At 72.4% G+C, this 26,373-nt stretch carries 18 protein-coding genes and 1 pseudogene; 16 read left to right on the top strand and 3 right to left on the bottom strand.

What is annotated here, in order from left to right; genetic code table 11:
* Positions 1-88 precede the first annotated feature (88 nt).
* Positions 89-697 (bottom strand): annotated as a pseudogene (locus tag ACIPJI_RS01660) (IS5 family transposase); the annotation flags it as partial.
* A 155-nt stretch (positions 698-852) separates the two neighbouring features.
* On the bottom strand, positions 853-1,389 hold the full coding sequence (locus ACIPJI_RS01655) for an HNH endonuclease (protein ID WP_159695201.1): 537 nt from the start codon (positions 1,387-1,389) through the stop codon (positions 853-855).
* Positions 1,390-1,700: 311 nt separating this feature from the next.
* Here ACIPJI_RS01655 and ACIPJI_RS01650 point away from each other — a divergent pair, with 311 nt between their 5' ends.
* The 14 genes from ACIPJI_RS01650 (at position 1,701) to ACIPJI_RS01585 (ending at position 21,137) form a co-directional block, all read left to right on the top strand.
* Positions 1,701-2,744 carry a mechanosensitive ion channel family protein gene (locus tag ACIPJI_RS01650; RefSeq protein WP_356624489.1) on the top strand — a complete coding sequence of 348 codons (1,044 nt, stop codon included), beginning with the start codon at positions 1,701-1,703 and terminating at the stop codon, positions 2,742-2,744.
* Between the two features lie 272 nt (positions 2,745-3,016).
* Complete coding sequence (locus ACIPJI_RS01645; RefSeq protein ID WP_307706451.1) at positions 3,017-4,219, top strand: ROK family transcriptional regulator; 1,203 nt, start codon at positions 3,017-3,019, stop codon at positions 4,217-4,219.
* 95 nt (positions 4,220-4,314) lie between these two features.
* Positions 4,315-5,652, top strand: coding sequence for an ABC transporter substrate-binding protein (locus ACIPJI_RS01640; protein WP_402243870.1), 1,338 nt, complete (start codon positions 4,315-4,317; stop codon positions 5,650-5,652).
* Positions 5,652-6,617: a carbohydrate ABC transporter permease gene (locus ACIPJI_RS01635; RefSeq protein WP_402243868.1), complete on the top strand. Its 966-nt coding sequence runs from the start codon at positions 5,652-5,654 to the stop codon at positions 6,615-6,617. Before ACIPJI_RS01640 ends, ACIPJI_RS01635 begins: the two co-directional genes overlap by 1 nt.
* A gap of 12 nt (positions 6,618-6,629) precedes the next feature.
* A complete protein-coding gene (locus tag ACIPJI_RS01630; protein WP_402244716.1) occupies positions 6,630-7,535 on the top strand; it encodes a carbohydrate ABC transporter permease in 906 nt (301 codons plus the stop codon).
* 29 nt (positions 7,536-7,564) lie between these two features.
* Positions 7,565-8,830 carry a 6-phospho-beta-glucosidase gene (locus tag ACIPJI_RS01625; RefSeq protein WP_402243867.1) on the top strand — a complete coding sequence of 422 codons (1,266 nt, stop codon included), beginning with the start codon at positions 7,565-7,567 and terminating at the stop codon, positions 8,828-8,830.
* Complete coding sequence (locus ACIPJI_RS01620; RefSeq protein WP_402243865.1) at positions 8,821-9,828, top strand: N-acetylglucosamine kinase; 1,008 nt, start codon at positions 8,821-8,823, stop codon at positions 9,826-9,828. Before ACIPJI_RS01625 ends, ACIPJI_RS01620 begins: the two co-directional genes overlap by 10 nt.
* 316 nt (positions 9,829-10,144) lie before the next feature.
* Positions 10,145-11,545 carry a hypothetical protein gene (locus ACIPJI_RS01615; protein WP_402243863.1) on the top strand — a complete coding sequence of 467 codons (1,401 nt, stop codon included), beginning with the start codon at positions 10,145-10,147 and terminating at the stop codon, positions 11,543-11,545.
* 11 nt (positions 11,546-11,556) lie between these two features.
* Positions 11,557-12,579 (top strand): glutamate ABC transporter substrate-binding protein, encoded by a 1,023-nt coding sequence (locus ACIPJI_RS01610; RefSeq protein ID WP_402243861.1) that lies wholly within the window; start codon positions 11,557-11,559, stop codon positions 12,577-12,579.
* 90 nt (positions 12,580-12,669) lie between these two features.
* The gene (locus ACIPJI_RS01605) at positions 12,670-14,013 is read left to right on the top strand and encodes a hypothetical protein (RefSeq protein WP_402243860.1); all 1,344 of its coding nucleotides are present in this window, start codon (positions 12,670-12,672) and stop codon (positions 14,011-14,013) included.
* The gene (locus ACIPJI_RS01600) at positions 14,010-16,625 is read left to right on the top strand and encodes a tetratricopeptide repeat protein (protein ID WP_402243859.1); all 2,616 of its coding nucleotides are present in this window, start codon (positions 14,010-14,012) and stop codon (positions 16,623-16,625) included. The genes ACIPJI_RS01605 and ACIPJI_RS01600 overlap by 4 nt, the downstream gene beginning before the upstream one ends.
* Before the next feature lie 3 nt (positions 16,626-16,628).
* Entirely contained in the window at positions 16,629-18,245 is a 1,617-nt protein-coding gene (locus ACIPJI_RS01595) for a PP2C family serine/threonine-protein phosphatase (protein WP_402243857.1), read from the top strand.
* 165 nt (positions 18,246-18,410) lie between these two features.
* Complete coding sequence (locus tag ACIPJI_RS01590; RefSeq protein WP_402243855.1) at positions 18,411-19,769, top strand: VWA domain-containing protein; 1,359 nt, start codon at positions 18,411-18,413, stop codon at positions 19,767-19,769.
* Positions 19,770-19,829: 60 nt separating this feature from the next.
* Positions 19,830-21,137: an FHA domain-containing protein gene (locus tag ACIPJI_RS01585; protein WP_402243854.1), complete on the top strand. Its 1,308-nt coding sequence runs from the start codon at positions 19,830-19,832 to the stop codon at positions 21,135-21,137.
* A gap of 115 nt (positions 21,138-21,252) precedes the next feature.
* Here the strand turns inward: ACIPJI_RS01585 and ACIPJI_RS01580 are convergent, their stop codons facing one another.
* The gene (locus ACIPJI_RS01580) at positions 21,253-22,239 is read right to left on the bottom strand and encodes a methyltransferase domain-containing protein (protein ID WP_402243852.1); all 987 of its coding nucleotides are present in this window, start codon (positions 22,237-22,239) and stop codon (positions 21,253-21,255) included.
* A gap of 110 nt (positions 22,240-22,349) precedes the next feature.
* Here ACIPJI_RS01580 and ACIPJI_RS01575 point away from each other — a divergent pair, with 110 nt between their 5' ends.
* Together ACIPJI_RS01575 and ACIPJI_RS01570 are read left to right on the top strand one after the other, a co-directional pair.
* The gene (locus tag ACIPJI_RS01575) at positions 22,350-22,763 is read left to right on the top strand and encodes a globin (protein ID WP_307706465.1); all 414 of its coding nucleotides are present in this window, start codon (positions 22,350-22,352) and stop codon (positions 22,761-22,763) included.
* A gap of 234 nt (positions 22,764-22,997) precedes the next feature.
* Positions 22,998-26,372, top strand: a complete 3,375-nt coding sequence (locus ACIPJI_RS01570; protein ID WP_402243850.1) for an FtsX-like permease family protein — start codon at positions 22,998-23,000, stop codon at positions 26,370-26,372.
* The last annotated feature ends 1 nt before the right edge of the window (position 26,373 follow it).

Raw genomic sequence — 26,373 nt, 5'->3', positions numbered from 1 at the left:
GTCGCGCTTCGATGAGTGCCGAGCAGGTGGCCTGGTACAGGGCGCGCTACGGCTGTCAGAATGCCTAAGGGTGTCCGATGTCTGCGGTTCACGGTCCGAGCCATAGCCTGATCGCCTCGACGGTGACCGTCCCGTGGAAGACGTACGCCCTCTTGTCATAGCGCGTGGCGATGGCTCGGGAAGTCTTGAGCCGGTTGATGGTCCGCTCGACTTCATTGCGGCGCCGGTAGACCGTTCTGTCGAAGCCTGTGGGTCGGCCGCCCTCACTGCCGCCTTCGCAGATGAAGCCGGTTGCGGCGGGACGAGTACGCTTTGTCACCCCCGAGATGGTCGGGCCGGGTGCGTGGGCGTCCACCGTCCGGCCAGGACACTCGGATTTCTTGATGAGCGCGACAGCTCGTGGAATCGACGCTGACCATGCTCCAGTCGATCCGGCCCTCAGCGTCGGCATCGGCCTGGGCGGCACGCAAAACCCTCTCCCACGTGCCGTCCGCTGACCACCGGCGATGACGGTCTGCACCGTCTTCCACTTCCCGAAGCGGGACGGCAGCTCCCGCCACGGAAGCCCGGTCCTCTGCCTGAACAGAATCCCGTTGATGACCTGGCGGTGGCACTGCCACCGTCCTCCTCGGCCTGTGCTCTTCGGCAGGTGAGGTTCCAGCCGAGTCCATTCGTCATCAGATAGATCGCCCCGCCCCGTACCGAGCGGAACGACCGACCGGCTGGCAGGTCACCTGACCCATCGGACATGCCCTAGGACGCCGCGCCCGCGCCTCGACGCCGGCGGGGCCGGCAGAGCCGTCCCGTCCGGCGGGTGAGGCCACCGGGCGTGAGCCCGGTGGAAGAGGCGCGCTACGCCGAGATGCCGTCGATGCGGGTGATCGCGTCGTCCGCGCCGTACGGCTGGAGGTAGGGCAGCCAGCGGGGATCGCGGTGGCCGGTTCCGATGATGCGCCAGGCGAGACCGCTCGGCGGGGCCGGCTGGTGGCGCAGGCGCCAGCCCAGTTCCCGCAGGTGGCGGTCGGCCTTGACGTGGTTGCAGCGGCGGCACGCGGCGACCACGTTGTCCCAGGCGTGCTGCCCCCCGCGACTGCGCGGCACGACATGGTCGACGCTGGTTGCGACGCCACCGCAGTACATACAGCGCCCGCCGTCGCGGGCGAAGAGGGCTTTGCGGGTAAGAGGAACGGGCCCCCGGTAGGGGACCCGCACGAACCGTTTGAGACGCACGACGCTGGGCGCGGCGATGACGCGGCTCTCACTATGCATGAAGGCGCCGGACTCCTCGAGGCAGAGAGCCTTGTTCTCCAGGACGAGGACGAGCGCGCGGCGGAGCGGTACGACGCCGAGGGGCTCGTACGACGCGTTGAGGACCAGGACGTGCGGCACGGTGGATGCCTCCTTGTACGCCGGCGGCGCGTGGCTCGCGCCGGGACGATCTGCCATCAGTTTGTCCTCATGGCCGCTTCCTGCGCCACCACGTATGCGTAACGGGCTCGAGGTGTTTTCCGCCACAAGGGCGACGTCGGGTCCCCCACGCCGCCTGGGAGCCTCGCGAGGACCCCCTTCAGGCGGTCCGGTGAGCCTCGTCTCTCGGCCGTGAATGGCGCCGGATCACGCCGGTTGCCCCGTTAGGGTTATTGGTCTCCCACCGCAAGCTGGAGGTTCCTCCTGTGACCGCCTTCTGGTCGTCCGCACTGATGGCCGCTGAGCCCTCCCCCGGTCCTGTCACGCTCGACGAGGCGGCCAGGCGCGCCGAGAGCGCGGCCGGCTGGGTCGAGGAGAACTGGTCCACCTGGCTGAACACCGGATTGCGCATCACGCTGATCCTGATCGTCGCGCTGGTGCTGCGGATGCTGGTGCGCCGGGCTCTGACGAAGCTGATCGCGCGGATGAACCGCTCGGCTCAGGCCGTGGAGGGTACGGCGCTGGGCGGTCTGCTGGTCAACGCCGAGCGGCGCCGTCAGCGCTCCGAGGCCATTGGTTCGGTCCTGCGTTCGATCGCGTCGTTCTTGATCCTCGGCACCGCCGGCCTGATGATCCTCGGCGCGTTCCAGATCGACCTGGCGCCGCTGCTCGCCTCCGCGGGTGTGGCCGGTGTCGCGATCGGCTTCGGCGCGCGCAATCTCGTCACCGACTTCCTCTCCGGCGTCTTCATGATCATGGAGGACCAGTACGGGGTCGGGGACTCGATCGACGCGGGTGTCGCGTCGGGCGAGGTGATCGAGGTGGGGCTGCGGGTCACCAAGCTGCGCGGCGACAACGGCGAGATCTGGTACGTGCGCAACGGTGAGATCAAGCGGATCGGCAACCTGAGCCAGGGCTGGGCGACGGCCGCCGTCGACGTCACCGTCCGCTCCTCCGAGGACCTGGACCACGTCAAGTCCGTCATCGGCGAGGTCGCGGACGATCTGGCGAAGGCCGAGCCGTGGAACGAGCAGCTGTGGGGGCCGCTCGAGACGCTGGGTCTCACCGAGGTGCTGCTCGACTCGATGACGTTCCGGGTCTCCGCGAAGACGATGCCGGGCAAGGCACTGGGCGTCGAGCGCGAGGTGCGCTGGCGGATCAAGCGCGCCTTCGACGAGGCGGGCATCCGCATCGTCGGCGGTCTGCCGCAGCCGGCGGAGGAGTCCGTGCCGGACCCGACGGCGGGTATGGCGGCCCCGTCGGCGTTCTCGTCCTCGGTCTCGCCGCAGTCGATGGCGGCGTCGCCGATACCGCCGCCGGCGAACCTCTCCAAGTAGGAGTCCAGGCCGCGGGCCGTCGGATCACGGCGGCCCGCCGGCACGGTCCGCCGGTGATCCTCGGCGGTCCCCGGCGGTCCCGCGGTGATGGCTTCGGTAATCACTCGGGCAAGAAGCCCCCGTACAACGCCCCCTTCGGTAACGCTTTGGTTGCCCAGGGGGCGTTTGCCATTGACGTCGCCCGACGGGCGGCCTACTTTCGTCCCACAGAATAGGAAACTTTCCTAACAGTCCAGGTCGAGAGGCCGGGCCGAGAGGCAGGTGCAAGCGTCGTGGCCGGAACCACGCCCGGTACCCCCCGCGTACTGCGAGCCATGAACGACCGTGCCGCGCTCGATCTGCTGCTCGAGCACGGCCCCCTCTCCCGGACCCGGATCGGCAAGCTCACCGGGCTGTCGAAGCCCACCGCCTCCCAGCTGCTCGCCAGGCTGGAGGCCGCGGGGCTCGTGGTCGTCACCGGCACCACAGAGGGACGGCCGGGCCCCAGCGCCCAGCTGTACGCCATCAACGGCTCCGTGGCCCACGCCGCCGGACTCGACGTCACCCCCGAGCGGATCCGCGCCGCCGTCGCCGACATCACCGGCGCGACCGTCGGCGAGTTCGAGCTCCCCACCCCGGGACGGCGCGCCGACAGGGTCGTGCGACAGGTGACCGACGCGCTCGAGGGAGCCGTCAAGGAAGCCGGGCTGACCCGCACGGACGTCCACCGTCTCGTCATCGGCACCCCAGGTGCCTTCGACCCGTCCACCGGCCGGCTGCGGTACGCGTCCCACCTGCCCGGCTGGCACTCCCCCACCCTGCTGGACGAGCTCGCCGCCGCGCTGCCGATGCCCGTCGAGTACGAGAACGACGTCAACCTCGCCGCCGTGGCCGAGCAGCGCCTCGGCGCCGCCCATGGTCACGACGACTTCGTCCTGCTGTGGAACGAGGAGGGACTCGGCGCGGCCGTCGTCATCGGCGGCCGGCTGCACCGCGGCTTCACCGGCGGCGCCGGCGAGGTCGGCTTCCTGCCCGTGCCCGGCACCCCACTGGTCCGCCAGGTGACCAAGGCGAACAGCGGCGGCTTCCAGGAACTCGCCGGCGCCCAGGCGCTGCCCCGGCTGGCCAGGGAGCTCGGTCTGAAGGACATCGGCAGCGGCCCGCACGCCGAGGTCGCGACCGCCCTCGTGGCGAGGGCCGCGGAGAACGACAGCGGACCGTACGGAGAGCTGCTCGACGCCTTCGCGACCGGACTGGCCACCGGTCTGGCCTCCATGGTGGCCGTACTCGACCCGGAGCTGGTCGTCCTCTCCGGCGAGGTCATCGCCGCCGGCGGCGAGCCGCTGCGGACGCGGGTGCAGGCGGAACTGACCGAGCTGGCCGCGTCCCGGCCGCGTCTGGTGCTCGGGGCCGTACGCCGGCATCCGGTGCTGCGCGGTGCGCTGGAGAGCGCGCTGGCCACCACCCGCGACGAAGTGTTCGACACCTCGCGCTGACCCCTCCCCCGGCATTTCGTCTCCTGACGTCCCGGGGGCCCGCCCCTTCGCTGTTCCCTTTCCTTCCCCCGTCCTTGTCACAGGGAGGCACCGTCATGCCCAGAAACCGCCGGACCAAGGGCGCCGCGCTCGCCGCGACCGCCGCGATATCGCTTCTCGCCACGGCCTGCACGGGATCCGCCGAGAGCGGGGCCACGGACGACCCGAACGCGAAGACGACCCTCACCTTCTGGCACGGCTGGTCCGCGCCCAGCGAGGTCGCGGCGATCGAGGCCAACATCGACTCGTTCGAGAAGAAGCACCCCAACATCAAGGTCAAGGTCGTCAAGGGCATCACCGACGACAAGCTCAACCAGGCCCTGCGGGCGGGCGGTTCGAACGCGCCCGACGTGGTCTCCTCTTTCACCACCGACAACGTCGGCCGGTTCTGCTCCACCAACGCGCTCGCCGACCTGAAGCCGTTCCTCGACAAGTCGAAGATCGATCCGGCGCGGACCTTCCTGCCGCAGATGGCCAAGTACACCGAGCACGAGGGCAAACGGTGCGCCGTGCCGCTGCTGGGTGACGCGTACGGCCTCTACTACAACAAGAAGGCCTTCGCGGAGGCCGGGATCACCGCGCCGCCCAAGACGCTCTCCGAGTTCGACAAGGTCGCGGAGAAGCTCACCAAGAGCAAGGGCGACAGCTACGAGCAGCTCGGCTTCATGCCGAACTTCCAGGGCTACGAGACGACGTTCGAGCACTACGCGTCACAGTTCGGCGTCCGGTACTTCGACGCGGAAGGCAAGTCCGCCCTGGCCGAGGACCCGGCCGCCAAGGCGCTGTTCATTTGGCAGAAGAACCTGGCCGACAAGCTCGGCGGCTACAAGAAGCTGGAGAAGTTCCGCACCGGCCTCGGCGACGAATGGGGACCCAAGCACCCCTTCCACACCGGGCAGGTCGCCATGCAGCTCGACGGCGAGTGGCGCGGCAAGATGGCCCAGGACGCCGACCTGGACTTCGAGATCGGCGCGGCCCCCTTCCCCGTCCCGGACGACCAGGCCGCCGACTACGGCAAGGGCTACCTGTCCGGCACGATCCTCGGCATCGCGGGCGTGAGCAAGAAGCAGAACGCGGCCTGGGAGCTGGTGAAGTACCTCTCCACCGACACCGACGCGGTCGTCTCCTTCGCCAACGCCATCCACAACGTGCCCTCCACCGTCGCGGCGCTGAAGTCCCCGAAGCTGAACAACGACCCGCTGTACCGCACCTTCGTGGACATCGCGCAGCACCCGAAGAGCTCCCACGCCCCGTCGTCCGTCAACGGAGGCGCGTTCCTGCTGACCGCCCAGGACCTCGGCGTGCGCTACGAGGCCGGCCGGGAGAAGGATCTCGACGCCGGCCTGAAGAAGACCGACGCCCAGGTCGACAAGGACAACGAGCAGGCACGCTGATGGCAGCCACCACCCTCCATCCGCCGGCGAGCCGTGCGCTGCGGGCCAAGCGCCGCAGGTCGGCGCTGCGCACGCTGGGCTTCCTGTCCCCCTGGCTGATCGGGTTCGCGGTCTTCTTCGCCTATCCGCTGGTCTCGACCGTCTACTTCTCCTTCATGGAGTACGACGGGTTCGCCCCACCGGTGTGGGTGGGCCTCAAGAACTGGTCGTACGTCTTCAACGACTACGCCTTCTTCTGGCGGGCCCTGCGCAACACCCTGTGGCTGGTCGCCGTGATGGTGTCGCTGCGGGTGCTGTTCGGGATCGGCATCGGGCTGCTGATCACGAAGATCAAGACGGGGGCCGGGGTCTTCAGGACGCTCTTCTACCTGCCGTACCTGGCTCCGCCGGTCGCCGCGACCATGTCGTTCGTCTTCCTGCTCAATCCTGGTACGGGGCCCGTCAACACCATCCTGGAGTCCGTGGGGCTGCCCGCGCCCGGCTGGTTCACCGACCCCGCCTGGTCGAAACCGTCGCTGACGGTCCTGGCCCTGTGGGGCATCGGCGACCTGATGGTGATCTTCATGGCGGCGCTGCTCGACGTCCCCAAGGAGCAGTACGAGGCGGCGGAGCTGGACGGCGCCCGCGCCTGGCAGCGGTTCCGCTACGTCACCTTCCCCAACATCTCGCCCATCGTGCTGTTCGCCGTGGTCACCGGAGTGATCGCGACCATGCAGTACTACACGGAGCCGCTGGTGGCGGCGAAGGTGGCGAGCGGGGTGATCGGCGGCTCCGGGCAGCAGTTCGAGCCCGGCTATCCGGACAGGACCACGCTGACCGTCCCGCAGACGATCTACAACCTCGGCTTCCAGCGCTTCGACACCGGCGCGGCCTGCGTGGTCGCCCTGGTGCTGTTCGCCCTGGCCATGGCCTTCACGGCGATCCTGATGCGGCGGCGCTCCGGCTTCATGTCGGCGGAGGACTGAACGATGACGACCATGACCCCGACCCCCGCCCGGGCCGCGTACGAGCCGGCCGCCCCCGGCCGGAAAGGCACCGCCGCCCGGCGGTCCGCGCGGCGCCGCGCGACGCTGGAATGGATCGCCGTCCACTCACTGGCGATCGCCGCCGCGTTGTTCTTCCTGCTCCCGTTCGTCTTCGTGTTCCTGACCGCCGTGATGAGCGACGACCAGGCCCTCACCCGCGACCTGTGGCCGCACACCTGGGAGTGGGGCAACTTCGCCACCGTCTGGAACACCCCCGGTTTCCTGACCTGGTGGCGCAACACCCTGCTGTACGCGGGCCTCGGTACGGTGCTCGCCGTCGCGTCGAGCATCCCGGTGGCCTACGCGCTCGCCAAGTTCCGCTTCCGGGGCCGCAATCTGACGATGATGCTGGTGATCGCGATGATGATGCTGCCGCCGCAGGTCGTCGTCGTACCGATGTACCTCTTCTGGGCGAAACAGCTGGACCTCGCGGGCACCCTGTGGCCGCTGATCATCCCGTTCGCCTTCGGCAACGCGTTCACCATCTTCCTGCTGCGGCAGTTCCTGCTGACCATCCCGAAGGAGTACACGGAGGCGGCCAGGATCGACGGCTGCGGCGAGTTCCGCACGATGGTGCGGATCGTGCTGCCGATGGCGAAGCCGGCCATCGCGGCCGTGGCCCTCTTCCACTTCTTCTACTGCTGGAACGACTACTTCGGCCCGCAGATCTACGCGTCGGAGAACCCGGCCGCCTGGACCCTGAGCTACGGCCTGGAGTCCTTCAAAGGCGCCCACCAGACCGACTGGAACCTCACCATGGCCGCCACGGTCATGATCATGGCGCCGGTGATCGTCGTCTTCTTCTTCGCACAAAAGGCCTTCATCGAAGGCGTCACACTGACCGGAGTGAAGGGCTAGGCCCTGTCCGGACCGAGAAGGGCCCGTTCATGAAGCTCGCTGTAGTGGGGGGCGGTTCCACCTACACCCCCGAACTCATCGACGGTTTCGCGCGGATGCGCGACACCCTGCCGATCGAGGAACTCGTACTGATCGACCCCGCGGCCGACCGCCTCGAACTGGTCGGCGGTCTCGCCCGGCGGATCTTCGCCAAGCAGGACCACCCCGGAAAGATCGTCACCACCGCCGACGTCGACGCGGGCGTCGACGGCGCCGACGCCGTGCTGCTCCAGCTGCGGGTGGGCGGCCAGGCCGCCCGCGAGCAGGACGAGGCCTGGCCGCTGGAATGCGGCTGCGTCGGCCAGGAGACCACCGGCGCGGGCGGCCTCGCCAAGGCGCTCCGGACCGTCCCCGTCGTCCTCGACATCGCAGAGCGGGTGCGCCGCACCAACCCCGACGCGTGGATCATCGACTTCACCAACCCGGTCGGCATCGTCACCCGGGCGCTGTTGCAGGCCGGGCACAAGGCCGTCGGGCTGTGCAACGTGGCCATCGGCTTCCAGCGGAAGTTCGCCGGGCTGCTGGGCGTCGCGCCCGCCGACGTCCACCTGGACCACGTCGGGCTCAACCACCTCACCTGGGAGACCGCCGTCCGGCTCGGCGGACCGGAGGGCGAGAACGTGCTGCCGCGGCTCCTCGCCGAGCACGGTGACGCGGTGGCGGCCGATCTGCGCATGCCGCGCGAACTGATCGACCGCCTCGGCGTCGTGCCCTCGTACTACCTGCGCTACTACTACGGCCACGACGAGGTCGTACGGGAACTGCGGACGAAGCCGTCGCGGGCCGCGGAGGTCGCGCAGATGGAGAAGCGGCTCCTCGAGATGTACGGCGACCCGCAGCTGGACGAGAAGCCGGAGCTGCTCGCCAAGCGCGGCGGCGCCTTCTACTCGGAGGCTGCCGTCGACCTCGCCGCCTCGCTGCTCAGCGGCGCCGGTTCCCGCTACCAGGTGGTGAACACCTACAACAACGGCACGCTCCCCTTCCTGCCGGACGACGCCGTGATCGAGGTGCAGGCAGCGGTCGGCCCCCAAGGGGCGACACCACTGGCGGTCGGTGGACTCGACCCGCTGTACGCGGGGTTGACCGCCAACGTGACCGCGTACGAGGACCTGGCGCTGGAGGCCGCGCTGCGCGGCGGGCGCGACCGCGTCTTCAAGGCGCTGCTGTCGCACCCGCTGGTCGGCCAGTACGAGTACGCGCAGCAGCTCACCGAGCAGCTGATCGCGCACAACCGGGAGCACCTCGCGTGGGCGTGACCGATCTCTCCGGGCGGAGACCCACTGCCGGACCCGCCGGGACCGTCCTCGCCATCGACGCGGGGAACAGCAAGACCGACGTGGCCTTCGTCGGCGCCGACGGCACGGTGCTCGCCTCCGGTCGCGGTCCCGGCTTCCAGCCGCCGAACGTCGGCGTCAGGGCCGCGATCGACACTCTGGCCGCCACGATCGAGGAGGCCAGGGCCACGGGCGGCGTCACCGGGCAGGTCGAGCATGTGTCGGCCTGCCTGGCCAACGCCGATCTGCCGGTCGAGGAAAGGGAGTTGACCGCGGCACTGGACGGGCGCGGCTGGGGGCGCAGCACCCAGGTCCGCAACGACACCTTCGCGATCCTGCGGGCGGGGGTGGACGAGCCGCGGGGTGTGGCCGTCGTCTGCGGGGCGGGCATCAACTGCGTGGGCATGCTGCCCGACGGCCGCACCGCGCGCTTCCCCGCGCTCGGGAGGATCTCCGGCGACTGGGGCGGCGGCGCGGGCCTCGCGGAGGAGGCGCTGTGGTGGGCGGCGCGAGCGGAGGACGGCCGCGGCGAGCCGACGGCGCTCGCCGCCACCCTGCCCGCGCACTTCGGGCTGGACTCGGTGTACGCCCTGATCGAGGCGCTGCACCTGGGCGACATCGCCGCCGTGCGCAAGCACGAAATGGCACCGGTGCTCTTCGCGACGAGCGCCGCCGGCGACCCGGTGGCCAGGTCGCTGGTGCACCGGCAGGCGGAGGAGGTGGTGGCGATGGCGGCGGTCGCCCTGGACCGCCTCGGGCTGCTCGACGAGGAAGTGCCGGTGCTCCTCGGCGGCAGCGTGCTCGCCGCCCGTCACCCCGAACTCGACGGGCGCATCCGCGAACTGCTCGCGGCCAGGGCGCCGAAGGCCGTCGTCGAGGTGGTGACGGCAGCGCCGGTACTGGGGGCGGCGCTCCTGGGGCTGGACCACATCGGGGCCTCCGCCGGGGCGCGGGCGTCACTGCGCGCCCACTACGCGTAGCGCGTCGCCCGGCTCACAAGGCGCCGCTCGCACCCTCGCGGGGTGCGGGCGGCGCCTTGTGAGCCGGGGCGCGCGGGCGGTGCCTCATGTGCCCTTCTGGCGGCGGTGGGAGGGAACCGATCAAGGCCGGGAAGCGTATTCATGGTGGGGACATCACGGGGGAGGTCACGCTGACGGGGGGTCCGGCGTCCGCGCCGGTACCAAGATCGGGTCAATTGTGGTGTGAGGCGGTCCCCTGCGGCCATACTGCTGGCCGGGAGTAGTCCCAGGACCCGCCGGGGAGCGGGCCGACGTCAGCGACCAAGGGGGAGGTCACGTGACACACCCGCCGAATGTGCGCACAGCGCCTCAGTCGGCTCCGGCCCACGCGCCCGTACTCCCGCCCGTGCACGTGCCCGACGGGCCGGCGGGGCGCAGTGCCTGGGCCGAGGGCCGCCGGCGACTGCGCGCCGCGGCGACGACGGAGCCGGGGCGGCTCCAGATCATCGGCGCCGTACTGGCAGCGCTGGTCGTGGCGTTCGGCGCGGTCACGGTGCTGGAAGTCTCCTCGCGCGCCACCGCCGCGGACGACGTGGTGACCCGCAGTCAGCCGCTCACCGCCGACGCCGCCTCGATCTACCGCTCGCTCGCCGACGCGGACACGGCGGCGTCCAGCGGCTTCCTGGCCGGCGCCGAGGAGCCGCGTGAGGTGGCCGAGCGTTACGACAGGGACATCGCGCTCGCCTCCCGTCTGCTCGTCAAGGCCGCGACGAACGCCGGAAGTTCCAGCGAGTCCGGGCAGCAGATAGCCGAGCTGAACGAGGCGCTGCCGCGCTACACGGCCCTGATCGAGACCGCCCGGGCCAACAACCGGCTGGGCCGGCCGCTGGGCGGCGCGTATCTCCGCTTCGCCAACGAGCAGATGTCGCGGGACCTGCTGCCGGCCGCCCAGAAGCTGTACGACGCGGAGACGGCGCGGCTCCAGCAGGACGACGACGACGCCCGGTTCTGGCCCGTGCTGTCCACGGCCGCCGGTGCGGTGGCGATCGGAGCCCTCCTGTGGGCGCAGCGCCGCAACTACCGCCGTACGAACCGGGTCTTCAACCACGGCCTGCTTGTCGCGACAGCGGCGTCCACGGTGCTGCTGCTGTGGCTCGCGGTGGGGCACACCGTGGCGCGCACCCAGCTGACCGACGCCGACCGGCACGGCCAGCAGTCCCTCAAGGTGCTGGGCGACGCGCGGATCAACTCCCTGAAGGCCCGCGCAAACGAGAACCTGACAGTGGTGGCGCGGGGCGCCGTGCTCACCGACGACGGCAAGAGCGACAAGTACGAGACGGACTACACCGCCGGCATGAACCGGCTCGGCGAACAGCTGCACCTGGCCCAGCGGCTGGCCGACGACAGCGAGGGCCGCGGCCCGGTCGACGCCGCGGTCACGGCCGTGTCCGAGTGGCAGGAGCGCCACAAAGACGTCACCAGGACCGACCGGGCCGGCGACTACGACGGCGTGGTCCGCAAGGTCATCGGCGCCAAGGGCTCCACGGGTGAGTCCTTCGACAAGGTGGACGCGGCGCTGGAGAAGGCGCTGGCCCACGAGCAGCGCGAGTTCACGGCAGCGGCGAAGGACGCCCGCGGAGCGCTGTCAGGTCTGCCCCTCGGGGCGGCCGTGCTCGGCGTCCTCGGCGCGGCGGGCGCCGTGCTCGGCATCAACCGCAGGCTTTCGGAGTACCGGTGAGAGGGGGAGCGATGACGGACTCGGAAGCACGCCCGGGACGCCGGCGCACTCTGCGCGGCTGGGGCGGCGTCGCGGGGATGGCGGCCGCCTGCGCGCTGACCGCCGCCGTCACCCTGCTGCCGCTGTCCCACGGCGGTGACGTCTCGACGCACGGCACCGGCCAGGGCGTGGCGTCCACCCTGCCCATGAAGGACGACACCTGCGAGGACCCCGAGGCCTCGCTCACCCCGTCCGGTGCCGACGGCCCCACGATCTCCGCGATCAAGGAGCGGGGCAAGCTGATCGTCGGCGTCGACCAGAACAGCTACCGCTGGGGCTACCGCAATCCGGTCGGTGGCGGACTCGAGGGCTTCGACATCGACCTCGCCCGTGCCATCGCCGACGACATCGTCGGCAGCCCGGACGCCGTCATCTTCCGCGCCATACCCACCAACCAGCGCATCGCCGCCCTGGAGAACGGCACCGTGGACATCGTGGTGCGCACGATGACCATCAGCTGCAGCCGTATCAAGCAGGTCGCCTTCTCCACCGCCTACTTCCAGGCGGGCCAGCAGGTGCTGGCGTCCAAGAGCTCGTCGATCACCGGGTACGACAAGTCGCTGACGGGCAAGCGGGTCTGCTCCGCGGAGGGCTCGACGGCGTACGAGGCACTGGAGCGCGACAGCTTCGGCGCGACGTTCAAGGACGAGCACGACGGGCAGCCCGCGGACGAGGACCTCTACACGGTGCCCAACCAGCTGGACTGCCTGGTCAGACTCCAGCAGGGCCTGGTCGACGCGATCGTCACGGACAACGCCCTGGCGGCCGGCCAGGCGGCCCAGGATCCGGCCGTGGAGCTCAAGGGCGACGCTCCCTTCACCACCGAGTACTACGGAGTGGCCACCAAGCTCGGCAACGACGACCTGGTGCGCCGGGTGAACCAGGTCCTGGTCGAGTACCGCAAGGGCCCCTGGAAAAAGGCGTACGACAAGTGGCTCGCGGCCGACCTGCCGGGCATCACCGGGCCGCCGCAGCCCAAGTACCGGGCCGGGTAGACCCCCGGGAGCGCGCGGGCACGGCCGGCGCGAGCGCACCGCAGGAACGACACGCACCACAGGCAACGGGCAAGAACGGAGAGGTGATCGATGGGCGTCGCGGAACCCTTCCCCGGCCCTGCGGGGCGACCGCACGGGCCGGTGATGGACCGGGACGAGGTGGACCGTGCCCTGGCACGGCTCGGCGCCGAGCACGAGGCGGTGGAGACCTCGCTGCTGGCGTTGCAGGACCACGCGGGCCGCAGGCTGCTCGAAGGCGCTGAGCTGACAGGTGTGACCAAGGACCGCTGGGCGACCGCCGAGCAGCAGATCACCCTGCTCTGGGCCTACTTCGACGCCTACACCGCCGCGCTGAACGGCATCCGTGAGCTCCGCTCCCGCAGACGCTGGTCCAGCCGCGAGGACCTCGCGGAACTGACAGAGCGGCTGCGCGGCCGCAGCGTCACCGTGGCGAGCCAGGCCGCCCACACCGCCCCCGGGATCACCGGACCGGCCAGGCTGTCCGAACAGTTCACCCTCGAGGAACTCGTCGCCAGGATGAACGACCTCTACGCGGCGTCACTGAACGTGGTGGTGACGGCCGACGCGGTCTGGTCGGCGCTGCCCGCCCGCATCGATCTGCTCTCCGCGGAGCTGCGGCGCACCCGTTCGCTCGCGCACTCCGTCGGCGTGCGGCCCGGGGAGCACCCCTCCGGCGACGAGCTGGAGTCCATCACCGAGGAGCTCTCCACACTGCGCGCCCAGGTGGTGTCCGACCCGCTCGCCTTCTGGCGGCCCGGGCCGGGCAGCGCGGCACCCGGTGGCGGCCGGCCCGACACGGACCGCTACGACCGGGCGGCACGCGCCCTCGAGGACGTGCGCCGTGAGATCGAGGCGGTGCTCCAGGTCCGTCAGGACTCGGAGGAACGGCTGATGCGGCTGCGCGACGTGCTCTCCCGCGCCGACCGGACGCTGACCGAGGCCCGGGCGGCGCGCGGCGAGGTGCTGGCGAAGATCGCCGCGTCCGAGGTGCCGGCCGTCAGCGGCCCGCCGACCGCGCTCCAGGAACGCCTCGCCACGGCCGCCGAGCACCGCAGGCACGCCCGGTGGCACCGTCTCTCGCCGCTGCTCGATTCGCTGGAGCGCGAGGCGGAGGATGAACTGATGCGTGCCCGCGAGTCGTTGACCGCCGTCACGGCTCCGCTCGCGGTGCGGGCGGAGCTGCGCGGCCGTCTCGACGCGTACAAGGCGAAGGTCGCACGCCAGGGCTCGGCCGAGGACCCGATGCTCATCGAGCGGTACGACGCGGCGCGCCGCATGCTGTGGAGCGCACCGTGCGATCTGCGCGCCGCGGAGCAGGCGGTTCTGCGCTACCAGCACGCGGCGGCGGAGGCCCTGGCGCAGCGACAGGACGGACCGGAGTCGGGGCCCACCGACCGCAGGGGGGATTCATGAGCGGGAACGACAACTGCCAGCGCCCCGGTTGCGCGGGTTCGTACGAGGACATGGGCGGCGGTGAGCTGTACTGCGGCACCTGCGGGCTGGCGCCGGTCGTGTCGCCCACCGGCATGGTGTCCTCGCCGGCCACCGGCATCGCCGGCGGCGGCGGCCGGGACTCCTCGTCGGCGCGCAGCAGTTCCCGTTCCTCCCGTGCCTCCTCGCGCTCGTCGTCGTCGCGCCGGTCGGTCTCGGGACGGCTGTCGCTCTCCCTGTCCGGTCAGTCCTCGGCCCGGTCGGTCTCCGTCCGCAGTTCCGGCGCGTCGGCGGCCTCGTCCGCGCGCAACCGGCTGGGCGCGGGGCTGGTGTCCGTGCCGGACGTCCCGCGGCCCGACCCGCGCGGCGCCGTCATGGCGAATCCGGAGGTGCCGGAGCGCAAGCGGTTCTGCTCGCGCTCCGACTGCGGAGCGCCCGTGGGGCGGGCCCGTGGCGACCGGCCGGGACGCACCGAGGGCTTCTGCACCAAGTGCGGCCACCCGTACTCGTTCGTGCCGAAGCTGACCGGCGGCGACATCGTGCACGGCCAGTACGAGGTCGTGGGCTGTCTCGCGCACGGCGGCCTCGGCTGGGTGTATCTGGCCGTGGACCGGGCCGTGTCGGACCGGTGGGTGGTGCTCAAGGGCCTGCTCGACACCGGTGACCAGGACGCCATGGCGGCCGCGATCTCGGAGCGGCGCTTCCTCGCCGAGATCGAGCACTCCAACATCGTCCGGATCTACAACTTCGTCGAGCACCTCGACCAGCGCACCGGCTCCCTCGACGGCTACATCGTCATGGAGTACGTCGGCGGCAAGTCCCTCAAGGAGATCGCCAACGAGCGGCGCGGCCCTGACGGCCGGCGCGACCCGCTGCCGGTGGAGCAGGCGTGCGCCTACGGCATCGAGGCGCTGGAGGCGCTCGGGCATCTGCACAGCAGAAACCTCCTGTACTGCGACTTCAAGGTCGACAACGCCATCCAGCAGCAGGACCAGCTCAAGCTGATCGACATGGGCGCGGTCCGCAGGATGGACGACGCCGAGTCCGCCATCTACGGCACCGTCGGCTACCAGGCGCCGGAGGTCGCGGAGGTCGGCCCGTCGGTGGCCTCGGACCTGTACACCGTGGCACGGACGCTGGCCGTGCTGACCTTCGACTTCCAGGGCTACACGAACGTGTTCGTGGACTGCCTGCCGGACCCCGAGAACATCGAGGTCTTCCGGACGTACGAGTCCTTCTACCGGCTGCTGGTGCGGGCCACCGACCCGGACCCGGGGCGGCGGTTCGCCTCCGCGCAGGAGATGGCCGAGCAGCTGACGGGGGTGCTCCGGGAGGTCGTCGCGATGCAGACGGGCCGCCCCCGCCCGGCCGTGTCGACACTGTTCGGCCCGGAACTGCGGGTGACGGACACGGAGTTGTTCGCGGAGCAGACCGACGACGTGTCCAGGCTGGGCGCGCGCGACGTGAAACGGGGCGGGCGAGCGCCGGCGGGTGCGGCCGAGGCACCCGCGCAACTGCCGTCCGCCGCGGGCCCCGCCGGATATGCCGCCGCCCCTGCCCCGTACGCGGCGGTTCCGGCACCCCGCGCGCCCGGCCGACCGCTGCCGGGCGCTGCTCCGGCGGGCCAGGCACCGCCGGGCCCGGACCTCGCCCCGCATCTCGCCGTGCTCGACACCAGGGCGGCGTCGCTGGCGCTGCCGGTACCCCGCGTCGACCCGAACGACCCGAACGCGGGTTTCCTGGCCGGCCTGATGGCCTCCGCCCCCGCCGAGCTGATCGCCGCACTGCACACAGCGGCGGCCGGTTCGCCGGAGACGCGCCTTCGTGAACTGCGTGCCCGTCTGGAGATGGGCGACCTGACGGCCGCGACGACGGCGCTCGCCACCATGGAGCAGCAGCAGCCCGACGACTGGCGGGTGGTCTGGTACCGGGGTGTCACCTCCCTGGTGACCGGCGACCACCAGGCCGCGGCACTGTCCTTCGACGCGGTCTACGACGCGTTCCCCGGCGAACCGGCGCCCAAGCTGGCCCTCGGCCTGTGCGCGGAGGTGCTCGGCCAGCTGGACAACGCGGCGGAGTACTACCGTCTCGTGTGGACGACCGACCCGAGCCATGTGAGCGCGGCGTTCGGGCTGGCCAGGGTCCAACTCGCGGCCGGCGACCGCATCGGGGCCGTACGGACGCTGGAGTCGGTGCCGGAGGCATCGATCCACTACACGGCCGCACGGGTTGCCGCCGTACGGGCGAGACTCCGTCGGCGCGCCGTGCACGAACCGCTGCTGGACGACCTGTCGGCGGCTGCCTCGCAGGTCGCCGCCCTCGCGGGCTTCGGTCTGGACGCCGTACGGCGCGAGCGGTTGTCCACAGAGGTACTCGGCACGGCGCTGGACTGGGTACTCTCCGGAAGTCCCGGAAGCGGGCCGTCCGTTCCGCACGCACCGAGTGCACTGCTCGGCAGCACGCTGGACGAACGCGGTCTGCGCTTCGGGCTGGAACGCTCCTACCGGGTGCTCGCCCGGCTCGCCCAGCGCGGCGAGGAGCGGATAGAGCTGGTGGAGCGGGCGAACCGCTACCGCCCCCGGACGTGGGTGTGATTGATGGCGCAGAAGCACCGGCCGACTGCCGGATCGACCTGCCCCGGCTGCGACGAACCTCTGGAGCCGGGTGACCGGTTCTGCGGGGCGTGCGGCTACGACCTGTCGGCCGTGCCCGCCGTGCCGCAGGACCGCCCCACCGTGGCCATCGGCACGCCGGTCGAATGGCCCGCGGCCACCGGCACCGACACGATGGGCACCCCGACGCCGACACAGCGCGCCGCGGACGTGCCGGGCACCGACTCCGACGGCGGCGAACTGCCGCCGACGGGCAGGCCCGGTGCCCCCGCCGCCGAGGCGGCCGCCGCAGGGGGCACCGGTGTGCCGGGTGCCACCGCGCCAGGTGCCGCCGCGCCGGGAGCCCCCGTACCGGCGCAGCCCGCGCACGGCACGGCCGCCGGTTTGCCCGGCTCGCCCGCGCCCGCCCCCGCCGAACTCGGTGCGGACGCCGGGGATCACGGCCATGAGAGTCCCGGCACCGGGACCGCCGGCCAGGCCGTCCACGGCCACGGGACGGCCGCGCCGGGCGCGGGCGCCGCGGACCCGGTCACCGGAGCGGGGCAGCCCGCCTCCGGTGTGCGGTTCGACGACCCGCCCTCCGGCGACTTCGAGCTCGCCGCACCCGCGCCGGGTGCCGCACCGGACCCCCGGGCGCCGGCCGCACCGCCGGCAGCCGTCGCGCCGTCCGGCGCCAAGCTCTGCGTGGCCTGCCGGGCCGGCCGGGTCGACACCGACGGCTACTGCGAGAACTGCGGCCACGCCCAGCCCCGCGAACGCGACCACATGGAGCAGGAGCTCGGTCCGGTCGCCGCGGTCAGCGACCGGGGTCTGCGGCACCACCGCAACGAGGACTCGTTCGCCGTCTCCGCCACCGCCCTGCCGGACGGCTCACCGGCCGTCGTCGCGGTCGTCTGCGACGGTGTCTCGTCCGCGACCCGCCCCGACGAGGCGTCGGCCGCCGCCGCGAGCGCCGCCAACGAACGGCTGCTGGCCGCCCTGCCCCGGGGTACGCACCCGCAGCAGGCCATGCACGAGGCGATCGTGGCGGCCTCCGAGGCGGTCAACTCCCTGGCCGGGCAGCCCGAACAGGCCCCCGGTGAGGAGCACCGCCACCAGAACGCGCCCGCCTGCACGATCGTCGGGGCCGTGGCCGCCGGCGGCCTGCTGGTCGTCGGCTGGGTCGGTGACAGCCGCGCCTACTGGGTCCCCGACGACCGTTCGGGACCGCCTGCCCGGCTCACCGAGGACGACTCCTGGGCGGCGCAGATGGTGGCGGCCGGCCTGATGAACGAGGCGGAGGCCTACGCGGACGAGCGCGCCCACGCGATCACCGGCTGGCTCGGCGCCGACGCCTACGAACTCGAGCCGCACACCGCCGCGTTCAAGCCGGACCGTTCCGGCGTGGTCGTGGTCTGCACCGACGGCCTGTGGAACTACGCGGAGGGCGCGGAGGAGATGGCCCGGGCCGTCCCCGTGGACGCTGCGGAACGTCCGCTGCACAGCGCCCAGATGCTCGTCGGTCACGCCCTCGACGGCGGCGGCCACGACAACGTAACAGTGGCGGTCCTGCCGTTCGCCGTTCCACGTCAAGGGGCAGGATCGGCTCAGGACATGGCCTGATACGACCCCTTCGCTCCGCCGCTCCCGCCGGCCTCCGCCGCCCGGCGGCCGCCTCGACCCGCAACCGTCCGCTGTCCCTGCCGCCTTCGAACGACCCGCCGCCCGTGCTGTCGATCCGCCGCAGCCGGGCGGAGCGCCGTGCGGAGCCCACAAGGAGCCGATCAGATGGCTGTTTTCTCCAAGTCCCAGGTGCCGCAGTTCTCGGTGGACGTGTACCAGAACGAATACCTTCCCGAGGGCGGCCGAGAGGTCAACGCGATCGTCACGGTCACCTCGACCGGGGGCGGCACCACCGGCGGCGCCCCGCTGCGCGGAGCGTCGGCCTCCGCCGACGCCGTGCCGGGCCAGGTGCCCGCCGCCGGTGTCGTGATCATGGTCGACTGCTCCGGCTCGATGGAGTACCCGGCGACGAAGCTGCGCAACGCACGGGAGGCGACGGCCGCGGCCGTCGACACGCTGCGGGACGGCGTCGCCTTCGCGGTGGTCGCCGGCACGCACAAGGCGCTCGAGGTCTATCCGGGAGGCGGCCGGCTGGCCGTCGCCGATCCGGCCACCCGCGCACAGGCGAAGGAGGCGCTGCGGACCCTCACGGCCGGCGGCGGCACCGCGATCGGCACGTGGCTGCGGCTGGCCGACCGCCTGCTGTCCTCCTCCGACGCGGCGATACGGCACGGCATCCTGCTCACCGACGGACGCAACGAGCACGAGTCGCCGGAGGACCTGCGGGCCGCCCTGGACGCCTGCGCGGGCCGCTTCACCTGTGACGCCCGGGGGGTCGGCACGGACTGGGAGGTCAAGGAGGTCACCGGCATCGCGTCGGCGCTCCTCGGCACGGCCGACATCGTCGCCGACCCCGGCGGCCTCGCCGCGGACTTCACCAGCATGATGGAGAACGCGATGGGCAAGGAGGTCGCGGACGTGGCGCTGCGGCTCTGGACCCCCGTCGGCGTGGAGATCAAGTTCGTGAAGCAGGTCGCGCCCACCGTGGAGGACCTCACCGGGCGGCGCACGGAGGCCGGCCCCCGTGCGGGCGACTATCCGACCGGATCATGGGGCGACGAGTCCCGTGACTACCACATATGCGTGCAGGTGCCGGAGGCCGCGATCGGCCAGGAGATGCTGGCGACGCGGGTCTCGCTGATCGTCCCGGCGGCCGACGGCGGCGCCCCCGAGGTGCTGTCGCACGGGCTCGTACGGGCGGTCTGGACGGACGACATGGCAGCGTCCACGTCGATCAATCCGCAGGTGGCGCACTACACGGGCCAGGCGGAACTGGCGCAGGTCATCCAGCAGGGACTCGAGGCCCGCAAGGCGGGTGATTTCGGCGGGGCGACCGCGAAACTGGGCCGCGCGGTACAGCTCGCGGCGCGTTCCGGGAACGAGGACACCGCGAAGCTGCTTTCGAAGGTGGTGGACGTCGTCGATGCGGCGACGGGTACTGTGCGACTGAAGGCGAAGGTCGCGGACGCGGATGAGATGACACTCGAAACGCGCTCCACGAAGACGGTTCGCGTCAAGAAATAAGCACGTACGAACACGAGTGAACGGCCCTCGGGCCGGATGAGGAGAGGGGGACGCGCCGACATGCCGACCTGCCCGAACGGACACCAGTCGGGTTCCGACGACTGGTGCGAGGTCTGCGGCCACCGCATGGCTCCTCCCGGTGCTCCCGCGGGTGCCGTACCGCCGCCTCCACCGCCGCCTCCCGGCTACGGCTATCCCGGCCCGGCCGATCCGAACGCCACGGCCCAGGCCGAGCTCTGCCCCCAGTGCCGCACCCCCCGCGAGGCCATGGCCCCGTTCTGTGAGGAGTGCCGGTACAACTTCCTCACGCACACGGCGACGTCGTACACGCCCGTGGCACCGCCGCCGCAGCAGCAGCAGGGTGGCCTGAACCTCCCGCCCGGTTTCCAGTCGCAGCCGGGTCCGCCCGGGCCGCCGGCGCAGCACGGGCCCCCGCCGCCGCCTCCGCAGCAGCAGCGTGACCCGTTCGAGTACCAGGGCTCGCGGCCCTCGCAGATGAACCGGCCGGCCGAGCCGCTGGGGCAGGAGCCGCCCGGTCACCAGCAGCAGCAACCGCCGCAGCACCAGCAGCAGCCGGGGGCCTTCCAGCAGCAGGGCGGTCCGCCGCCCCCGCCGTCGCCGTTCCAGCAGCAGCCCGGTCCCCCGGCGCCGCCCGCGTTCCAGCAGCAGCCCGGTCCCCCGGCGCCGCCCGCGTTCCAGCAGCAGCCCGGTCCGCCCGCGCCGCCGCAGCACCAGCAGACCGGTGGCGGCGACGACTGGATGCTGCCGCCGCCCTCCCGGACCCAGTCGCCCCCGCCTCCGCCCGGGCACCAGGGGCCGCAAGGGCCGCAGGGACATCAGGGCCATCAGGGTCCGCCGCCGTTCCCGCAGCAGTCGATGCCGCCGCAGCACCAGCAGGGCCCAGGTATGCAGGGCATGCACCCGGGTCAGCAGCAGCAGCCTCCGCAGCAGCAGGCCGCCCCGGCGGGATGGACGGCGGTGGTCGGCCCGGACCGCGAGTACTTCATGGCGATGATGCGGCGCAGCGGCCCGGAGGCCACCGGTCTCAATCTGCCGGCCTTCTCCCCCGAGCAGCACCTGCCGCTCACCGGGGGCCAGATCACCATCGGCCGCCGTCGGCAGTCGACGGGCGAGTCGCCGGACATCGACCTGTCGGTGCCTCCCGAGGACCCGGGTGTCTCGCACCAGCACGCGGTGCTGGTGCAGCAGCCGGACGGGTCCTGGGCGGTCGTCGACCAGAACTCGACCAACGGCACCACGCTCAACGGCGCGGAGGACCCGATCCAGCCGTACGTTCCCATCCCGCTGAACGACGGCGACCGGGTGCACGTCGGCGCCTGGACGACGATCACCGTCCGCCGCGGCTGAGCGACCCGCGAGGGGAGCCTCACCGCGCCGGACGGCGATCCTGCCGACAGCCATGAATACGTGGCGCCCGGCGCGAGCGTTCAACCGCGGCACGAGAGCGGTTGCGACCGCGAGTTCAGTCGCCGGACGGCCCGAGGGGCCAGACGTAGGGCCCCTCGGGATCGTCCAGCCAGGCCCACTGCCGGCCGGCGCCGACGGTGACCCCGAAACGGCTGCGCTCCGGGCGGTGCTCCCCGTACCACAGGGCGAGCGCCTCTTCCGGGTCGAGGCTTCCCGCGGTCAGGCTCAGCATGAAGCGGAACAGGTCGTTCTCGACCGCGCTCCCGGACAGTCGGCCGGTCCCGGGCTCCTCGGGCACGGCCGTACCGCGCAGCGGCACGAAGTACGCCGATGTGCGCAGGAAGCGGCCCTCCGCCGTGCGGCCGCCGGCGTCGTGACGGACCCGCAGGGTGATGATCCCGGTGGACAGCGGCGCCACGATCCGTGCGCCGTCGCGGCACTGGGCGGGCCAGGCGTAGGGCACCGCCGCCAGGGTGCAGGTGGCGATGACGCGGTCGAACGGGGCGCGCTCCGGGCAGCCGCGGGCGCCGTCGCCGGTGACGACCGTGGGGCGGTACCCGGCGGCCGACAGGTGGGCGCGGGCGGACTCGCTGACCTCCGGATCGAGGTCCATCGTCGTCACGGCGGCGTCGCCGAGCCGGTGCGCCAGCAGCGCGGCGTTGTAGCCGGTGCCCGCCCCGATCTCGAGGACCCGGTTCCCGTCGGTGACCTGGAGCGCGTCCAGCATCAGGGCCATGAGGGAGGGCTGGCTGCTCGACGACAGCAGCTCCCCGTCGCGCAGGCGGGTGGCCAGCGGCTCGTCCGTGTAGGCACCGCGCAGCCAGCGGGCGCGCCGGCCGGGGTCGGGGTCCTCGCGCCACAGGCGTTCCGATGCTCCGGCCCGGGGTGTGAAGTAGTACGGCACGAACAGATGCCGCGGCACCTCTTCGAACGCCGCCCGCCAGGCCGGATCGGCCAGCCCGCCATCGGCAACGATGTCGCGCACCAACGCCCGCCTCGCTTCGGCGGCGGCCTCGGCGAATCGATCCCCGTTGTGACCCATATGTTCACTTTGCTGCGTAGATGTGCATCAGGCGAGCCTCCATGCCGGACGCTGCGCGGAGTCTCAGGGGATCCCCAGGGCCTCGGCCCTGGGCGGGTCGGTCTGAGAGCATGGGGGGCGTGAATGAGATTCGGCGCGGAACGCTTCAGGAGCAGACCTTCTACGAGCAGGTCGGCGGCGAGGAGACCTTCCGGCGCCTCGTGCACCGCTTCTACGAGGGCGTTGCCGAGGACCCGCTGCTGCGGCCGATGTACCCGGAGGAGGACCTCGGGCCGGCAGAGGAGCGGCTGACACTCTTCCTGATCCAGTACTGGGGCGGGCCGCGCACCTACAGCGACAACCGCGGCCACCCCCGCCTGCGGATGCGCCATGTGCCGTTCACGGTCGACAGGGCGGCTCACGACGCCTGGCTCAAGCACATGCGCACGGCGCTGGACGAGCTGGGCCTCGCCGAGGAGCACGAGCGGCAGCTGTGGGACTACCTGACGTACGCCGCCGCCTCGATGGTGAACACCCCGGACTGATCCGCCTCGCCGGCGCTCCCCTCGCCGGACCGGTCACCGCCCATCGCGCCGTCCCGCGGACCCTCCTACGCCGCGGCGCCCGAACGGAATACGGGACTCCGTCGCCGGATAACGGTCACGATCAGATGAAGGTCGTGGTGCAAGCGGTTTCCACGTACCTGTGTGCTCTGAAAGCATCCATGGACGGTGGGCGTCGGGGGCGCCGACAGGTACCGCTGTGGGGTGGGGGGACGGGTGACGGGGTTCGTACTACTGCGCGTCAGGGCGCACCGGCTGCTGCTGGCCGCGGCACTCCTGGCGGTTGTGCTCACGACCTGTGTGCTCGCCTCGCTCGCCGCCTTCTCCGGCTCCGTCGGGGACGCCGCGCTGCGGCAGACCCTGGGCGGGCGCGACGCGGCCGCCGCAGCGCTGACCGTCACCGCCAAGATCCCGCCGGAGCGCCGCGAGGCGGCAAAGGACGCCGTCGTCCGAGGGGCCGAGCGGTCCTTCGGCGGACTGCCCGTGACGGTGCACAGGCTCGAACGCTCGGGGACGTACGCACTCCCGCGGTCCCTCCAGGACCCGGAGGCACGCAAGGGCGAGCCCGACCTCACCCACTTCGCCGCTCTCGAGGAGAGCCGGGTCACGATGGTGTCCGGTACCCGCCCGGACCCCGCCGACGCCGGGGTCGTGCCGGTCGCGCTGCCGGAAGTCGCGGCGAAGCAGTTGGGCCTGAAGCCCGGCGCGCGCCTCACCCTCACCGACCGGCTCTCCGACAAGCCGATCGTCGTCCGGCTGACCGGCCTCTACCGGCCGGCGGACGGCAACGATCCGTACTGGCAGCTCGACAGCCTCGGCGGCCGTGGCGTGCGGTCCCTGGTCTTCACCACGTACGGTCCGCTTCTCGCCCACCCCTCGGTCCTCGCCTCCGACCGTGTCGCCGCCGGAGACGCGGCGTGGCTGGCCACCGCCGACTTCCGCACCGTCACCACCGACCGCATCAGTGCGTTGCGCGCCACGGCGACGAGCGGCCCCCGATCGCTGGCCGAGGACCCGGCGTTCGCGTCCGGTGCGACGGTGCACACCTCCCTGCCGACCGTGCTGGCCCAGAGCGAGCGGGCCCTGCTGGTCGCCCGCTCCACCCTGATGATCGTCGCCGTGCAGCTGGTGCTGCTCGCCGCGTTCGCGCTGCTGCTGGTGGCCCGGCTGCTCAGTACGGAGCGGACCGGCGAGACCGACCTGCTGCGCGCCCGCGGCGCGTCACGTCGGCGCATCATCTCGCTCGCCGCCGTCGAGGCCCTGCTGCTCGCCCTCCCGGCGGCGCTCTGCGCGCCTCTGCTGTCAGGGCCGTTGACACGTCTGCTGGCCGAGCACTCCACGCTCGCCAGGAGCGGACTGCGGCTCGGCGAGGCGCCCACGGCGCAGGTGTGGCTGGTGGCCGCGGGGGTGGCGGTGTGCTGCGCGGCGGCCGTCGTGGCACCCGCGCTGGCCGCGACGTCCGGCGCGCTGCGGCTGCGGCGTGGCCGCGGCGGCGCTCTGCCCGCTCCGGTTCGGGCCGGTGCGGACGTGGGACTGCTGGCCGTCGCAGCGGTCGCCTACTGGCAGTTGGACCGGCAGACCGGTTCCTCCGGCGGCGGGGCGATCAGCGGTGACCGCGAGGGGGATCTGGGCATCGACCCCCTCCTCGTCGCCGCACCCGCCCTGGCCCTGCTGGCCGGCACTGTCCTGACGCTGCGTCTGCTGCCGCCCGCGGCCCGGCTCGCCGAACGCCGCGCCGCCGGCGGCCGGGGCCTGCCCGCCGCCCTCGCGGGCTGGCAGTTCAGCCGCCGGCCGCTGCGCGGCGCCGGACCGGTGCTGCTGCTGGTCCTCGCCGTGGCGATGGGCATGCTGGCGATCGGGCAGAGCGCCTCCTGGGACCGGTCGCAGAGCGACCAGGCCGACTTCAGGGCCGGAGCGTCGGTGCGGGTGACGGACAGCGGGGCGGGCCGGCCGGGCGACATCGGCCTGTACGCGTCCCTGCCCGGCGTGCGCGAAGCCGCTCCCGCCCACCGCGCTCCCCTGGGGCTCTCCGGCAACCGGACCGCGACCGTGCTCGCGATCGACACCGCCCGCGCCGACGAGCAGCTTCTGCTGCGGGACGATCTCGCGGACGAGCCGCCCGGCTCGTTGCTCGCAGCGGCCACCGCCGCGAATCGGGCCCGCCCCGGCGTGCTGCTGCCCGACGACGCCCGCCGGCTCACCCTCGACCTGCGGATCACCGAAGAGAAGGCCCCCGCAGGTGCGTCGCCCACCCGGCTCACGCCGCAGGTCACCGTCATCGTCGAGGACCGCTACGGCCTGGCTTACCGCATGTCGGCCGGCAAGGTGGCCGCCGACGGCCGCGTCCATCCGGTGACCCTCGACCTGGACGAGTCCTCCTCCGGAGGACGCACCGCCCCGGCCGGCCCGCTGGCCCTGACCGGGCTGCGGCTCGACGGCACGATCCCGGACGGCCCCGCCACGGCGCACCGCCTGAGCGTCGACCGGCTGAGCACCACCGGCGCCGACGGGACCTCGCGCCCCGTCACGGCGGATCGGGGCCCTCGCTGGGAGGGCAGTTACACCGAGATCCAGGCCGGCGAGCCCGGGACGCCCAGGCCGCTCCGCCCCGCCGCCTCCGGTTCCCGTCCGCTGGACCTCGGCTACGGCATCGGGCCGGACCCGAGGGCCGTGGACTCGTGGGGCAGGCCCGTCCGCTCGGAGTTCAGCATCCTCGTCACCGCCACGCGGCCGGCACGGCCCCGGCAGGTCGCCGCCGTCGCCACGGACGAGTTCCTGCGCGCGGCCGGAGCGAAGCGCGGGGACGTCATCGATGTGATGCTGTCGGGCGAGTCGCTGCGGGTGAAGATCGCCAGGACGGTGCGTGCCCTGCCGACGACCGGAGCGGGCGCCAACGCCACGACCGTCGCGGCGGACGGCGAAGGCGCTGCCACCGACCAGCAGGACGCCGACGGCGGAGCCCTGTTGGTGGACCTGCCCACGATCAACACCGAGATCGCCGCCCGGGGAGGTTCGTCGCTCACGCCCACCGAATGGTGGCTGAGCACCGAGCCGGGCAAGGCCGGCGAGGTCGCGCAGGCTCTGCGCGACCGCCCCGCCGCCGACCCCGGCCAGGTGCTCGTACGCGACGAGGCCGCGGACGAACTGCTCGGCGACCCGCTCGGCGCCGGGCCGCGCTCCGCGTTGATGGCGGTGGCGCTGGCCGCAGCGGCACTCGCCGCGGTGGGTTTCGCCGTCAGCGCGGCCGGTTCGCTGCGGGAGCGATCCGCCGAACTCGCCGTACTGCGTGCGCTCGGCGCACCGCGCCGCCAGCTCGCCCGGCTGGTCGCGGCCGAGCAGACCCTGCTGATCGGCATCGCGCTGCTGGTGGGCATCGGTCTGGGTGCCGTACTGACCCGGGCCGTCGTGCCGCTGATCGTCCTGACCGGGCAGGCCACCAAGCCCGTTCCGGATGTGCTGATCGAACTGCCCGTGGGCCAGGTGGGTCTGCTGCTCGCGGGTGTCGCCGCGCTGCCGCTTCTGATCGTCGCCGTCATCGCCCTGCGTCGCGCGGACCCCGCGGTGACTCTGCGCCACAGGGGGGACAACTGAC

Origin of the sequence: Streptomyces sp. NPDC086835 (assembly GCF_044745705.1) — a bacterium.
In the GTDB taxonomy this organism is placed as follows: domain Bacteria; phylum Actinomycetota; class Actinomycetes; order Streptomycetales; family Streptomycetaceae; genus Streptomyces.
The sequence above is the reverse complement of the archived record's forward strand: the minus strand, read 5'-3'. Positions and strand labels throughout refer to the sequence as shown.